The 14,474-nt window shown below is 60.4% G+C and carries 11 protein-coding genes; 3 read left to right on the forward strand and 8 right to left on the reverse strand.

Annotated elements, in window-relative coordinates:
* Positions 1-67 precede the first annotated feature (67 nt).
* The 3 genes from ACVW1B_RS27990 to ACVW1B_RS28000 form a co-directional block, all read right to left on the reverse strand.
* Positions 68-1,051, reverse strand: coding sequence for a GNAT family N-acetyltransferase (locus ACVW1B_RS27990; protein WP_225158756.1), 984 nt, complete (start codon positions 1,049-1,051; stop codon positions 68-70).
* A gap of 247 nt (positions 1,052-1,298) precedes the next feature.
* Entirely contained in the window at positions 1,299-3,164 is a 1,866-nt protein-coding gene (locus tag ACVW1B_RS27995) for a hypothetical protein (RefSeq protein WP_253606962.1), read from the reverse strand.
* 143 nt (positions 3,165-3,307) lie between these two features.
* Positions 3,308-4,684, reverse strand: coding sequence for an O-antigen ligase family protein (locus ACVW1B_RS28000; protein WP_253606961.1), 1,377 nt, complete (start codon positions 4,682-4,684; stop codon positions 3,308-3,310).
* 600 nt (positions 4,685-5,284) lie between these two features.
* Here ACVW1B_RS28000 and ACVW1B_RS28005 point away from each other — a divergent pair.
* Both ACVW1B_RS28005 and ACVW1B_RS28010 read left to right on the forward strand, forming a co-directional pair.
* Positions 5,285-6,433 carry a polysaccharide biosynthesis/export family protein gene (locus tag ACVW1B_RS28005; protein ID WP_309145012.1) on the forward strand — a complete coding sequence of 383 codons (1,149 nt, stop codon included), beginning with the start codon at positions 5,285-5,287 and terminating at the stop codon, positions 6,431-6,433.
* Positions 6,430-7,707 carry an acyltransferase family protein gene (locus tag ACVW1B_RS28010; RefSeq protein WP_253606959.1) on the forward strand — a complete coding sequence of 426 codons (1,278 nt, stop codon included), beginning with the start codon at positions 6,430-6,432 and terminating at the stop codon, positions 7,705-7,707. The genes ACVW1B_RS28005 and ACVW1B_RS28010 overlap by 4 nt, the downstream gene beginning before the upstream one ends.
* On the opposite strand, the gene ACVW1B_RS28015 is transcribed toward ACVW1B_RS28010, so the two are convergent.
* The gene (locus ACVW1B_RS28015; protein ID WP_253606958.1) at positions 7,643-8,938 is read right to left on the reverse strand and encodes a glycosyltransferase family 4 protein; all 1,296 of its coding nucleotides are present in this window, start codon (positions 8,936-8,938) and stop codon (positions 7,643-7,645) included. The genes ACVW1B_RS28010 and ACVW1B_RS28015 overlap by 65 nt on opposite strands.
* Positions 8,939-9,208: 270 nt before the next feature.
* Here ACVW1B_RS28015 and asnB point away from each other — a divergent pair, with 270 nt between their 5' ends.
* The gene (gene asnB / locus ACVW1B_RS28020; protein WP_253606957.1) at positions 9,209-11,149 is read left to right on the forward strand and encodes an asparagine synthase (glutamine-hydrolyzing); all 1,941 of its coding nucleotides are present in this window, start codon (positions 9,209-9,211) and stop codon (positions 11,147-11,149) included.
* A gap of 13 nt (positions 11,150-11,162) precedes the next feature.
* Here asnB and ACVW1B_RS28025 read toward each other — a convergent pair whose 3' ends face one another.
* The 4 genes from ACVW1B_RS28025 to ACVW1B_RS28040 form a co-directional block, all read right to left on the reverse strand.
* Complete coding sequence (locus tag ACVW1B_RS28025; RefSeq protein ID WP_253606956.1) at positions 11,163-11,441, reverse strand: hypothetical protein; 279 nt, start codon at positions 11,439-11,441, stop codon at positions 11,163-11,165.
* On the reverse strand, positions 11,438-11,656 hold the full coding sequence (locus ACVW1B_RS28030; protein ID WP_253606955.1) for a hypothetical protein: 219 nt from the start codon (positions 11,654-11,656) through the stop codon (positions 11,438-11,440). The genes ACVW1B_RS28025 and ACVW1B_RS28030 overlap by 4 nt, the downstream gene beginning before the upstream one ends.
* 422 nt (positions 11,657-12,078) lie before the next feature.
* Complete coding sequence (locus ACVW1B_RS28035) at positions 12,079-13,275, reverse strand: NADH:flavin oxidoreductase/NADH oxidase (protein WP_456822528.1); 1,197 nt, start codon at positions 13,273-13,275, stop codon at positions 12,079-12,081.
* Positions 13,276-13,330: 55 nt separating this feature from the next.
* Positions 13,331-14,338, reverse strand: a complete 1,008-nt coding sequence (locus tag ACVW1B_RS28040) for a LacI family DNA-binding transcriptional regulator (RefSeq protein WP_456792910.1) — start codon at positions 14,336-14,338, stop codon at positions 13,331-13,333.
* Between the last annotated feature and the right edge of the window lie 136 nt (positions 14,339-14,474).

A 14,474-nucleotide genomic window follows, 5' to 3' on the forward strand; every position in this document is an offset into this window, starting at 1 on the left:
GCCCGCTGATGCACGTGTTTGTAAAACCTTAGTTAATGGCGCGCCTGAAATTGCGGGAACGATCCGCTCAGGACGACGGAAAATGGTTGAGCCGTACCCCATGATCGTTGACGTCGCCGGTAGCGGCGCCAGGCGAGAGACGCCGCAGCAGCGCTTGGGGAACTCTGCGTAGTTGCCGGTGAAGCCGGTAACGTGTGGTGGAGCGGCTGACGTCGAAGCGATTGGCCAGTTCTCCGCCGAACGCCACAACGAATTTGTATCGCGCCTCGTTTTCGATTCCGCCATCGAAATCGAAATGAAGGCCCCGCTCGTGCGCCAGCTCGATGCCACTCCAGAGGAGCAGACTTACTGCGCCTGGATGCGCAATGCTCCTGTCCCGCGATGACAGGAAATAGTGCACGAACTTGTGGTCCCAGACGAAGAAGACCTGGGCGTGGACGTTGTTGTTCGAGTCCACCGCCGCGAGGATCTTGCATTGCTGTCGCTCGCTCGCGGCGGCATAGACAGCTTCCAATCGAGAGAGGTCGAAATACGATTTCGCGCCCTCCAGGTTGGCCTGGTAATACTTCACGAAGTATTTTGGGGACGTGACTTCGCGAATGGCGAGCCGTTCCCGCGCGCGTCGTATCACGTTCTTTGTCTTGTCGCGCAATCCCGACCAGAGCTCGTCTCGGGGGATCGTGCATTTCAGCATGAAAGTCGGATGCGCGCGCACCTCGTAGCCGCACGCGAGGAACGCGGCCACATCGCTAAACCCGGTATCGAGCGTCATCTCGACGTGATCGAAATCCGCGACCTGTTTGAGCAGGTCAGTGATGACCGCATGCGCCAACCGCATGCGCGCTTCCGTCTTGCCGGACTGCAGCGTGACCGTCGGCCCGAGAAAGCGCGTGATTTGAGGCATCTCACATATGTTCATCCCGCCTTCAGTACGCGTGACGAACCGGAGAGAACCCACGACGCGCCCGCCACGCGAACAAGTGACTTCGCGCCAGCCACCGGGAGCCAGCGCATCCAGCCACCAATCCTCGTGAAAGACCGATTTGCGCATCAAATTCCTCTTCCGGAGACTAACCGGATAGCGAATCGGCAATCTGATTAAACCAAAACGTGCAGAAATGCCCAAGGTCCGCGCGGATCAGAAGGCCTTAGCTTCTATTGTAGTTAACGACGTCTGCAGCATTTAAATCGGGGCGCTCGCCTAGTTAGCCTCTGAGCTCGGCGTCGGTCAGGTGACGCATTGACGCAATACCGCGCCTGTTCAAAATATATTTAATCATTGCCCACGAGGCGTGTGCTCACTGCGAACTTTTGCGTGCCGATCCATCCAAATTCGGCTGCACGAACGGCGTGCCGGCGTCATAGCGTGCTTTGGCCGGAAGCACATGAAGCTTCGTCTCTCCGACCGGGTCCACCCAAGGCCACTCGTATCCGCGCCCGGCGTCGAAGAACGGGGGGCGGCTTGTGAGGTACATGGAAGCAGGCAAGGCGCGATCCTCGCTTCCGGAATCCCAGTGCGTTTTGTTGGTGAGGTAATCAAAATTGCCATATCGAATCGTGGACGTCGCAACCTTTGCGTCCGTCGGATATGGCTTCACGGCGTCCCAGCCGAGCATCCAGACGCCGGGCTTTGCGTCGGTAAAACGGGTTTCATACGACCAGCCGTCCATCTGACCGGGAACCCCGAGCACGTTTCCTATGAAAGACATCCAGTAGGAATACGCCATCAGACCGGCGGCGCGACGCGGCCCATTGCGGGGCTGCGACACATCATCGATCGTCCCGCCAGCCTGATTGTCGAACGCTGCCCGGACGCCGCGCAGATAGTTGCGGAAAAACGTGTGATAGATGCTGTTGCCGTGAGTGTCGTCGCTGTCGGCGTTCTGAGCGTAGTTGCCCTCGAACAAGACGTGATGGGCGCCCACCATGTGGCTGGCGTTGAGCCCGGTCTCGATCCAGGCTCCATTCGTATTGATGTAGCCCATGTCCATGTAATTATAGCCGACCACGGAGCCCGCCCCGGCGGAACGCGCCACCACCAGCTTGTTGGCCCTCACGGCAATTCCATTCTCGATCAGAACTTCCGACGATCCGGCGGAAAGGCTAATCGCATATCCGCCTCCGCCGGGTTGAGCCCAGGCCGCGTCGTGCACGTAGAACTCGCGCAGTTCGACGCGGAAGGAGCTGTGAATTGCAAAGCCTTCGCCGTGCCAAACCGAATTGTCGACGTTCTTCGCCCACGAAGAAGCAGCCCAATTGAAGCGAAGATTGCCCGCGTCGCCTCCCTTGAGCGCCAGATCTTCGACGCCCGCGTGCTTCACATGCGGCTGCGCGAATCGCGACAGTTGAGCTGCGTTTGCTTTCCGATAGCTGATGTGAATTGGAGTCGTGAAGGTGATCCTGGAACCGGAGACGGCGCTGATCTCCTTGATCTCGGCGACGGGCCGATCAGGTCTCCCGAACCACGATCCGGCGCTTTGCGGCGTCGACGGAAACCCATCGGGTGCAAAGTCATCGACAAACTGAATTGCGGGCTTGTGCTTTTGCCAGACAACCCTGAAATCTTCCGACGCCCAGATCTCCCCTCGCCCCTGCGGGTCGACACGCCAATCAGCGGCCGACGCCTCGTCGAGCAGCACGATCTGTCCAGGCACAAAGCCCGCAGCGTCGTCGACCTCGACCGTTCTTTCGCCCTTTATTGCATCATTCCGAAGGTTCGCCGACCGCACGGCATTGACCGTATCGCTCGTGCTGGAGAAAAGCGACGGTCCCACCACGACCAGCGGAGATGGCCGGGCACCGACCGCGTCGTTGAAAGGTTTCGCGCCATCTTGCTTTTCGAGCATCGTCCGGCCCGGACCGGAGCCGCGCAGGGTAATTGCCTTGTTGAGCAGCAGGAAATTGCCGCCATTGATCAGAAACCGTCCCGCGGACAGTTGCACGACCTGCCCTACCGGACATGCGTTGATTGCGCCCTGGATTACCGCAGCGTCATCGAGTGTGCCGCCACGAGGCGACAGCGTCGCGCAGATGGTTTTTCGAGAGGGTATACCACCCTCGGCCGTCAGGCCGGGTTGCCAGGTGGTCGCGCGATCTGAGGGCAGTATCTCCATCGAGTCGAGAGCAAATGCGGACGAATGGCTTGAGCATGCAACGAAGATCATCGTTGCAGCCAAACATCGCCAAGGCCGCCGCCGCGGGGCCGCTCGCAGCGTCTCGTGACCAGGGTTGCGCCGCGTCGCGATGACTTTCCGGTTGAACATACATCCTCTGACTTGCGGCGCAGAACCCGCTGGCTTCGCGCCTGCTAGCGTGACCTCACGACGTTGATGGGAGTGGACGGCGGCCTGAGCCGCGGTCCGTGGATGCGCCGCATTGCTGGACGCCTGGCTATTCGCAAGCTGGCCGCGGGATACGCCTGCCCCCAATATCTGGCAGCTTCAACCGCGGCTATGACGAACACGACCCACAGCATTTCGAAGCCGCGCATCCATGTGCTCTCGAGACCGTTTGTGATGGCAACGTAGAGAACGATCGACAGCAGGATCCGTGCCCGCGAAAGATCAAAACGCGCCAGGCGACCAATGCCGTGTATCGTCGCAAGGATGAACGCGACAAGCAGGAAAAATCCCGCATAGCCAAGTTCGAGCAACGTGTCTTCATACCCATTGTGGGCGTTGGGCATCTCCTTGACCCAGCCCGGCGCTTCCACGATGCTCGGCGCGTCGGGTCCAACCAGCCAGAACGACTGATAACCCCAGCCCAGCAGCGGCTTCTTTGCGATTTGCATATTTGCAAAATCCCAAATGATGGTACGGCCCGTGAAAGTCGAATCGCCGTACAGCATGTACGACACGCGATTCATGCTGAAGCCGGTAACGAACGAAAAGACCATCCAGCAAATCGGTATCGATACGACAATCACCCACACCGGAACGCGGGTAGCCCTGGAAAGCTTGAGCAAGGTCCAGGCGAACGCCGGGACAAGCACCGCAAGAGCAAGCGCCGTCTTTGAATTGCTCAGCAGCAGCAGCGCAACAGACATGAGCGCGGTAACGATGCCGAGAACCCGTCGCCGTCCGGGATGAAGCAGCTCATGGAGCGCAAGCAGGAATGCAACGGCAGCGCATTCACCTAGATAGTTCTTGCCCGAGAAATAGCCGGGGTAGCCCCATGTGGCGAACTTCACGTCGATCGGCGGCCTGCCCATGACGAACAGCATGTTCAGCACGGCAGCGATAAAGAAGCACCAGAACAGGCCGCGCAACAGGTCGGTCGATCGAGTTGCAACGATCGCCGGGAGCGCGATCGAGGCGATGATCATGGCCTGCTGCGCAAACCTGATCCCCGAAGCCTCCGGCTTGAATGCCCAGGCAACGCTCGCCCCCGCCAGCGCAAGATAGGCAAACAGTATGATCAGGATCGGCGGAAAGCGGAGTCGCGACCGATTGCGCAGCGCAACGACGAGCGCGACTGCGGACAGGATCGGCCAAAAGATTTTGCTCTCTGGTCGAGCTTCCAAAAGACAAGCCGAGTCCGTCGGACTACAGGTCACGAGGATCAGGGGAAAAGCAATCGTGGCGTAGACACAAGCCAGCAGCGGGATGATCGCGTATCTATCGATTACCCGACCGGAGGGAGCCGCCAAGCCTGGTCGCTGAGAACGCAATACGGCTTCGTGCATGCTCGGTGCCCGTCAACTCCAGTCGCCAAGGCAGCACGCTGATCGTTAATCGCCTGCCTTGCCCGATCGTGGGGCCGCGCAGCGATACGATCAGCCTCTCAATGGCACTGGCGCCAACACGTACTCAGACACGGCTGCGAACACCAACGATAAGTCAATCTTTCCTGAATTTTTATAGTGAACGCTTCGTTAACGCTTGTCCCCTAGCGTGGCGCACAGGGCGGGCGGGTGTTTCGCTTGGTCGATTGATATTCCGGGAAATTGTGGATGCCGCGTAAGTACATGTTTACTCGCGCAAATTTCTTCCGAGCCTCTGTCCGGCAGTACGGCAGTCGATGCCGGACGGCGACGACCGCAAGCGGCGCGCAAACAAGCGCGAAGAGGAGACCGGCGTTTACCAAGACTGCGTTCGTTAATCTTCGTTAACCAGGGTCCAATGTCGTGCCGAGAAGTGCAGGCAAGAGTAGTCAACGAACGCCGCGCCTGACCACTCGTGAAGTGGCGCCGGCGCATTCGGCTGGCAATTCCTCGCGTCTCAGTGGCCGCCTGTTGGGCGCCCTGGCCATCACAGCGACAATCGCGCTCGCTGGCTGCTCGACCATGCCGACCTCGGGACCGGCGAGCTCCTATGTCCGCGCGGGGCAGACCGACCCTGAAAGCGTGCACTATGCTTTGGTGCGCCTGACGGCTGACACCGAGAGGGTCCTGGTGCGCAACTCCAGGCGGATCGACCGCGTTTTCACGGATCGCCGCGGCCCGCCCGAGATTCGCTTTGGCATCGGCGACACGGTCAGCGTGACGCTGTTTGAATCGATGGCCGGTGGCCTGTTTACTCCGACCGAAGCCGGCACGCGTCAGGGAAACTATGTCACGTTGCCCAATCAGGCCGTGAATTACAAAGGCAACATCACAGTTCCGTATGGTGGCTCGATCCGCGCTGCGGGCCGGACGCCGGAGGAAGTCCAGAATGCGATCGTGAAGTCCCTGCAGGACCGTGCGATCGAACCACAGGCAGTGGTTGCGCTGGTGGATCAGAAGGCAACGTCGATCAGCGTATTGGGCGAGGTCGGAACGCCTGCACGCTTGCCTGCAAGCGCCAGCGGCGAGCGGCTGCTCGACATCATCACACGCGCGGGCGGCCCCAAGAATCCCGGCTTCGATACCTGGGTGACCCTCGAACGCGACGGCCGGCAGGGTACCGCACCGTTCGGATCGCTGCTCAGCCAACCGGCAAACAACATCTTCGTTCGCCCCCAAGATACGGTCTACGTATTCACGCAGCCGCAAACCTTCCTCGCGATGGGCGCTTCCGGGCAACAGGGGCAGTTCTCGTTTGGAGCCTGGCGCCTGACACTGGCCGAGGCCATGGCGAAGGCGGGCGGCCTCAAGGATGATCACGCCGACCCTGGATCCGTGTTTATCTACCGAGGAGAGCCACGCGAAGTTGCCAAGCAGCTCGGCGTCGACTGCACTCGCTATAGCGGACCCCTTGTCCCCGTTATCTATATTCTCGATTTGAGAGATCCCGGCGGCTACTTCATCGCGACAGAATTCGAGATGCGGAATAAAGATGTCATCTTCGCGTCCAACGCAAATTCTGTCGAAGCGACAAAGTTCATGACTTACCTTCGGATGATCGTCGGCACAGTGAGCGATCCAATCGTCGCCGGGATCGATGCCTACACGCTGAAGGGACTCGCCAACGGCAGCATCTCTGGCGCGACAACCATCGTTACGTCGTCCCGATGACGACAATTGGCCTGGCGGAATCGGCTCGCGCGGCAGGTATGCTGCCGGCAACCGAATCCGCCGAGGCAACAGTCCGCGACCGGTGGCCACGCCTTCACGGACACATTCCTGCGCTCGACGGCGTGCGGGGACTTGCCATCGTCATGGTGATGCTACTGCACTTCGTCGGCAATACGTTGCCGACCAACGCTGTCGAGAAGATCGTCGTCGGAATCACCAACTACGGCTCCTATGGCGTCGAGTTGTTCTTCGTCCTGTCCGGCTTTCTCATCACCGGAATCCTCTATGATTCACGGGAGGACCCGAACTTCTTCCGCAATTTCTATATACGGCGAGTGCTGCGCATTTTTCCGCTCTACTATGGCGTACTCGCACTTGTCTTCTTCGTCGCTCCGCTTGTGAGCCCGCTGCGTGGTCCGACCCTCGACTATCTGATAGATCGTCAGGCCTGGGCCTGGCTGTACGGAGTCAACGTCTACATCGCATGGAACGGTGACTGGTCATTCTCATATCTGGAGCATCTCTGGTCGCTTTGCATCGAAGAACATTTCTATTTCTTCTGGCCGCTCGTCGTATATCTGGTCGCGAAGCAACCGAGAAAGTTGATTGCGGTCAGCCTCGGCCTATCGGTCGCTGCGATGCTCGCTCGCCTGGGCGGCTCCTTGGCCGGACTTAGCTGGTGGACAACCTACGTGTTGACACCGTTTCGCCTGGACGGTCTGGCCCTTGGCGCCTTTCTCGCCGTGGTCGTCCGACAACCGGGCGGACTTCAGCGACTTGTGGGCGCCCTTCCGTACGCTGCGACCACTGCATTTGCCTTGCTGTCCCTGACTTTCATCTGGACGCGCCTGGTGACCGACCAAGGCAACGCTTTCGTCCTTCCGGTTCGGTCTTCCATCATCACCGTGCTGTTGGCTTGTCTCCTCATCTGGGTGCTTGTTGCGCGAAAGCATTCCTTGGTATCGCGCCTCTTCTGCAGCCGACCCTTGATGCTTCTCGGGACCTATAGCTACGGCCTGTACGTCTACCATCACTTCATATCGTACTACCTTGTGACTCATCGAACCGAACTGACACTCGGCGAATGGCTTGGCTCTCACAGCGCAGCCGTGGCAATACAGGCGACAGCGGGCGCGCTCGTCTCGCTGCTAATCGCTTATCTGAGCTATGAGTTCGTCGAAAAGCGTTTCCTGGAACTGAAGCGGTTCTTCAGCGCTCGACGCCCCGTTGCTGCTGGCGACGCATTGGCGCCTTCTCATCCGTACCGCAACTGATGGCGAGTCTCGTTCGGTAGAAGCTCTCGAGAGCGCGAGCTGCTGAACTCCAGGCATACTTGCTTTCAGCCAATTGCCTTGCGGAACGTCCGAGATCCGCAGCACGATCGGCATCGCCCAGCAAGCCGCTGACACGGGCGGCAAAGCTCTCGACATCGTCCGCGATCATGATGTCACGATCCGGCACGGCCTCGATCCCCTCGGCGCCCAGGGTTGTCGAGACGATTGCCTTGCCCATCGCCATAGCCTCGACAATCTTGAGCCGTGTCCCGCCTCCCAATCGCAGAGGGACGACGACGACCGCCGCCTCGGCAAGATGCGGTCTCAAATCCGGCACGAAGCCGGTGAACTCGATTCGGGGACCTGCCAGCGCCAACAGGGCGGAGGGCGGCGAACCGCCAATGATCTTGCAACGCGCATCTGGATGGCTGGCCGCGATGCGCGGCCATATATCATTGATGAAGTGGATGACACCGTCGACATTCGGTGCATATGACAAAAGACCAAAGAACACGACAGTGCGCCCGTCGGGCTTCGGATCGTCGGCACGCGGGCGATAGAACTCGATGTCCGCGGCATTGGGAATGACAGTAGTCCTGGCTTCCGGCACTTCTTCAAGCAGCCGTCGTTCGTCAGTCGCGCTGCATAGATAGACGCCGTCTGCGTCACGATAGGTCCCAAGCTCCTCCTTCCGAAGCTTGCGCCAATTGACTTCGGAATAAAGGCGACGAAACAGGCTGTCGCCGCTTTGGGCGTACTGGCGGGCAAGGTCATAGTCGATGTTGTGAGAATCCACGACCAATACCGGAAGCTTCTCTCCTGCCGGCGCCTTGCGCAACTCGTAGTGACCAAGGAACGTGAACTCGAGATTAACCACGTCGAAGCGCGTGGACCCAAGCAAGTCGTCCAGCGTCTGCCGCACTACGTCTGCCGTGATTCGCAAACGCTCGAAGCTGAGGGGCGACACCAGGGAGCGCAGTTGAAGCAAGCGCTTCGGCATCCCATCGCGACCGAACGGGTTACGCACGAGCACCACCTTGCGGCAATAGGCCTGCATGGCAGTTCGGCATTCGTCGATGTCGTGCTCGTCATCCACGAGCATGACTGCCGTCAGGTCATGGCGCTGAGCCAATTCCGTCATCAAACCGTGCATGCGTGCCTGCGCGCCGATCCGCGGCGGGCTCGCAGGCATCTGTGACACGAAGAGAATATTTAGGCGGTCTGAGTGCATCGATCCAAACCTGCCTGCCGACATCGACAGGTACTGAGATGCTCGCTAAGCCCACATTTCACACAGCTCGGCTTACTCAATGCTTAAGCCTGAGCCTTGCGTTAATAGTTGCCTCGTTCCTCTTAACGAAACAATGATAGAAAGGCGCCGTATCCATTTATCCGCTTGGATTTTCGACGTAGAAGCATTGCCGAAGCAGTCTTGGTAGGTTCTCCGCAACGTTACCTCGTGCGGTCCAGCTCAAGCTCAAGCCCCGGAGGCGACGATTGAATGTGCGGTATCTCGGGTATCATCGGCCGGCTTGACGAAAACAACCGGGCCGCGCTCGCTCGGATGAGCAAGGCCATGATCCATCGCGGGCCGGACGGCCATGGCTCGTGGGCTTCGACGCCGGATGCCCGCGGCTGGGGTGTCATGCTCGATCACCGCCGCCTCTCGATCCTCGATCTGTCGTCCGCCGGCGCCCAACCGATGGTGGACGATACAACCGGGCACGTGATTTCGTTCAACGGCGAAATCTACAACTATGTCGCCCTGCGCAAACGCCTCGAGAGCGAAGGGCAGTCTTTTCGGTCCAGCGGCGACACCGCCGTCATGCTGCGGGCACTCGGCCTGCATGGCCTGGAGGCAGTTGGATGGCTGCGCGGCATGTTCGCATTCGCAAGCTGGGATCCGCAACAGCGACGACTTCTGCTTGCACGCGACCAGCTCGGCATCAAGCCGCTGTATATCGCGCAGTCCAGCAATCCGAACACGACGTGGTCGCTGATATTTGCATCCGAATTGCGTGCATTGCTGGCCTCAGGCTTGCTCGGAACGCCGCGTCTTGATCCGCAGGCGGTTGCGAGCAACGTATGGAACGGGTTTGTTGTCGGCCCCTGCACCGCCGTTCAGGGCGTTGAACTTCTTGCGCCGGGTCACTACGCCGAGTTTGACGGGACAGGCCGTAGAATAAGCGAGCGCGATTTCTGGCGCATTCCCGGAGAGTCGCCAAAACCGACAATGGACGAAGCGACGCTTGCCTCGATCCTCGACGCAGGGATGAGGCTTCACCTCGCCAGCGATGTGCCGCTCGCCGTTTTCCTGTCGGGCGGCATCGATTCCTCCGCGATGGCAAATCTCGCGCAACGGACCGCTGACGCCCCGGTTCATACTTTCACGCTCGCGTTCGAGGACCAGCAGTTCAACGAAGCGCCGTTCGCAAGGCAGACCGCTGCGGCAATCGGCACTCAGCATCATGAGGTGGTGTTGTCCGAGCAGCGGTTCGTCGACAGTCTGGACGACGCCCTCGATAGTCTCGACCAGCCAACCTTCGATGGACTGAACGCCTATTTCATCTCCCGGGCTATTCGCGAAGCAGGCTTTACCGTCGCGCTGTCAGGAACCGGGGGTGACGAGCTGTTCGGCGGGTATCCGACGTACCGCGATCTTCCGATCTTGCAGCAGTGGTGTCATCGGGGCCGCGCATTTCCCAGAAAATGGCAAGCCAGGGCTGCAGCTTTGTTGACTTGGCCCCTGCGACGATCCTCGCATCCCGTGCCGCCTCAAACGCGCTGGGCGAAGCTTCCGGATATGGTCGATCGTAGCGAGGATCTGCTGGCGTTATACCAGATGGCCTACGCGCTCTTCCTGCCTGGATTTCAGGGTGAATTGCTTGCACCGGATTTCGCGGGCGCGCTCATGGAAGGCCTTCCCGACGCGATGCGCCGGCGGCTGACGGCCGAAACGGCCGGCCGTACCCCTGTTTCCGCTATTAGCGTGATGGAACAACGTCTCTTTTTGGGTGAACGCCTCCTGCGCGACAATGATGCAGCAAGCATGGCCAGCTCGCTCGAGCAGCGCGTTCCGCTGGTCGACCACGTATTGTTTGAAAGCGTCGACGCCCTGTCGGACGAAGCGCGATATCAGCCCTTGGGGCGCAAAGAAATGCTTCGGCGGATCGGATTGCGCGGTCTCGATCCTGCGCTCTTCGAGCGCCCAAAGACCGGCTTCGTCATGCCCTTTGACCGGTGGATTCGCCGCGGATTGAAGGACGCCATGGATCGAACCATGCGCGATCCGCAGGCGATCGCACCCACCGGCCTGAATCCCGACGCGGTTGAGCGACTATGGCGAGCCTTTCTCGACGGAGCGCCCGGCATGTACTGGTCGCGGGTCTGGTCCATCTACACGTTTGTCCGTTGGTGCCATCGCAACGGCGTTTACGCATGAACAGCGGGTGCCTTCACCGGCTTTCTCGCCGCTCACTCTGACCATTCGTCCAATCGATAACGTCGAACTCGAGCCCTCGCTTCAACATCTCCGCCTCAAGATCGCGGGCATGCCGCTTCCATTCGGCCGTTGACCGGACTCGGAATTTGGGATCTTTGCCGCTTGCCTCGAATTCATCGTCGGCCTCGAGCGCGCCGCGGATAGCTTCGTATATCATCCTCAGACTGGGATCGGTGATGGCACTGCAGGCCATTGGTTTCAGTGTCTCGATCTCGTCGAAGTTTTTGCTCATGACAATGATCGATCCTCATCTACGCGCGCTAGCGCGCCTTCGATGACCTCGATCTCCTCGCGGAGGATATCGCTCACGATCGACGGCTTGAACCCTGGGATGGTGTGCATCTGAACATCATCCAGCAATTGCTGACGATGGTGCCTCAGCTTTTCCAGGGCTTGGCGATCCTTCAACGAAACGTAGCCGGCAACAATCTGCTCGATGGCTTTCATCGGAAATGCGCTCTACAATAAGAATAACGTACTGCAATCTCTCGATTAAAATGGCCAAATCGCTTCCTGACAAGACCCCCACCTTTGTGCTCGTGCGGCAGCGTTAACGCTCAGTCCGTAAAAACCCGGATCTTCCACGAAATGATTCCGCCGCTTGTCGGAATCCGGCTGAAAGCGAAGAAGCCGGTTCGATTGTCCTTGTCGAGTTACTTCCACGCAACACGATGGGGAGGGTGCAGAAGAACCTGTCGTGCGACCGCTTCGCCGATATCTACTCGGCGCAGGTTCAGCAGCGAACCTGAAACGCGCTGCTGGACCCGCGCTGCGATACCCGTCGCGCGGCACCGCGGATCCTCAAAGATAGCAGCGATGCCGTGGACGGCGTTCCGTTCACCGGCTGCGAGCGATGTGTGTGACGCCGGTCAGGAGTGACGCCTAACGACGCCCGTCGGCGTGGCAAAGCCGTGGAGAGTCTTGATCCGCTTCTCGAGCCACCAGCCGAACTCGGGCGACCAATCTTCGAAACGGCTGTTGATGCCGAGATCGTGCGCCCAGTGGTGGGCGATGTTGGGATTGAACTGCGATTGCCGCCCGACGGCAATGAGGTCGGCTTGGCCTTTCTGAAGGATGGCCTCGGCCTGCTGCGCCTCGAGAATGATGCCGACGGCCATGGTGGTGACATCCGCCTCCTTGCGCACGCGCTCGGCGAAAGGAACCTGGAAGCCGAGGCTGCGCGGCACTTGCGCTGCCGTAGCCGCGCCGGAGATTCCGCCGGAGGAACAGTCGACGACGTCGACGCCGCGCGCCTTCAGCTCGCGCGCGAAGGCGACCGTATCATCCATGTTCCAGCCCTCGACGGTGCCGTCGACGGACGAGACGCGCACGAACAGCGGCATGTCAACCGGCATTTCGCGGCGCACCGCCTCGACGATCTCGAGCGGCAGACGCATGCGCCCGGCGCGGTCGCCGCCATACTCGTCATTGCGTGTGTTGGAGACCGGCGACAGGAACGAGGCCAGCAGATAGCCGTGCGCGGTGTGAATCTCGATGGTGTCGAACCCAGCGGCAACCGCCCGCCTTGCAGCGGCTGCCCAGGTGCCGACCATGGCCTTGCACTCGGCGGTGGTCAATTGCCGTGGCGCCAGCCAGCCCTTGGCGACCGGCTCGGCGGTCGGGCCCACCGGCTGCCAGATCCTGGCGCCGGCTTTCAGATTCTCCTCGGTCAGCGGCCCCATGCCTTGCATGGCGGACTGTGCCGACGACTTGCGGCCGCCATGGCCGATCTGAATGCCGATCGCCGTCCCCTGACGCTTCATGAAGGCGACCAGCGGCTTGAAGCTCTCGGCCTGCTCGTCATTCCAGATGCCGAGGTCGTTTTCGTTGGTGAGTCCGACTTCCTCCACCGCCGTCACTTCGACGAAGACGAGCCCGAAGCCGCCCAGCGCATAGCGACCAAGATGCACGAGATGAAACGCTCCGCAGGTATTTCCCGGTTCGCAGCTGTAATGGACCATCGGTGGCACGACGAGGCGGTTCTTCAGCGTAAGGCCTCGAATCGTGAGTGGCTGGAACAGCATCGGCCGCTCGTCATCCTTGCCGTTGATCATCTCACCACTCATGGAACTGTCTCCTTGCATGCTATGGCCGTCCGGTCGTGCCATGGACGGCAAGTCTTCAGGTACGTCTTGGGGGCCCCAGCGACGCGCGCGGAATGAACTCGTTGGGCACGAGCACGCGCCTCGGCTCGTGCGGACCGTCGTTTCGGATGCGATCGAGCAGCATGCCGGCCGCAATCCGGCCGACCTCCGCCTGATCCCAGCCGATGATGGCGACTGCCGGCGAGACGAGCTCGGCGAGCTCGGAATGGCCTGACGCGATCAGCGACACGTCCTCCGGTATCCGCAGGCCTCGCCCGCGCACCGCGCGCAGCACGCCCGACAACATGTCGATGCCGCCGGAAATGATCGCGGTCGGAGGGTTGCGCTGGCCGAGCAATGCCGAGGTGATACGAAATCCCGCGCCGGGCAGGAAGCTCCCGGCGTGAATGAGCGAAGGATCAGGCTCGAGATTTCGCGCGGCAAAAGCCTCCTGATAGCCGCGAACGCGTTCGCGCGCCGGATAGAGCCCGGCGTCGCCGGTGATCAGCGCCACGCGCCGGTGACCGAGATCCAGCAGATGACTGACCGCGACACGCATCCCTTCGGCGTGATCGGCCATAACGGCATCAGTCCAATCCGGCTGATCACGATCGATCAGCACGATCGGAATATCGAGATCGCGCAGGAAGGCCTCGAACTCACCGGCGACCGGCGTGTATGGCCCCATCATTACGCCGTCGGCCTGCCGCCGCGACAGCCGGCTGAGCAGCTCTCGCTCACGCTCCTTGCGGCCTTCCGAGTTGGAGATGAGCAGCGAGAAGCCGACCTCGTCCAGCACGTCGTGCGCGGCTTTGACGAAGCCAGCGAGTTGCGGAATGTTGATCTCACGCAAGATGCAGCCGATCGTGTGGGTCGACCGGATGCGCATGCTCTGCGCCACCGCATTCGGCGTATAGCCCAGATCATCGATTGCGCGCTGGACCTTCCGGCGGATGTCGGGATGGACGGTGGCATTGGCATTGAGCACCCGCGACACCGTGCCGGTCGATACGCCCGCTGCGGTCGCCACGTCGCGGATCGTCAATTTGCTTCCGCGACCTGCCGTTTGCTGTTCTGCCATCACCATCACCGGGGCTGAGACCTCAATCCCCTGCACAATACGCGGAAGCCAATTCGGCCGCAGGTGCTATCCGCCGGCCGAAGGCAAATGATTTGTGCAT

The organism is Bradyrhizobium sp. USDA 4502, from assembly GCF_054063355.1.

Coding starts and splice junctions, on each gene's coding strand:
- ACVW1B_RS27990 (WP_225158756.1), bottom strand. CDS start 1,051: ATGCGCAAATCGGTCTTTCACGAGGATTGGTGGCTGGATGCGCTGGCT.
- ACVW1B_RS27995 (WP_253606962.1), bottom strand. CDS start 3,164: ATGATCTTCGTTGCATGCTCAAGCCATTCGTCCGCATTTGCTCTCGAC.
- ACVW1B_RS28000 (WP_253606961.1), bottom strand. CDS start 4,684: ATGCACGAAGCCGTATTGCGTTCTCAGCGACCAGGCTTGGCGGCTCCC.
- ACVW1B_RS28005 (WP_309145012.1), top strand. CDS start 5,285: ATGCCGACCTCGGGACCGGCGAGCTCCTATGTCCGCGCGGGGCAGACC.
- ACVW1B_RS28010 (WP_253606959.1), top strand. CDS start 6,430: ATGACGACAATTGGCCTGGCGGAATCGGCTCGCGCGGCAGGTATGCTG.
- ACVW1B_RS28015 (WP_253606958.1), bottom strand. CDS start 8,938: ATGCACTCAGACCGCCTAAATATTCTCTTCGTGTCACAGATGCCTGCG.
- asnB (WP_253606957.1), top strand. CDS start 9,209: ATGTGCGGTATCTCGGGTATCATCGGCCGGCTTGACGAAAACAACCGG.
- ACVW1B_RS28025 (WP_253606956.1), bottom strand. CDS start 11,441: ATGAGCAAAAACTTCGACGAGATCGAGACACTGAAACCAATGGCCTGC.
- ACVW1B_RS28030 (WP_253606955.1), bottom strand. CDS start 11,656: ATGAAAGCCATCGAGCAGATTGTTGCCGGCTACGTTTCGTTGAAGGAT.
- ACVW1B_RS28035 (WP_456822528.1), bottom strand. CDS start 13,275: ATGAGTGGTGAGATGATCAACGGCAAGGATGACGAGCGGCCGATGCTG.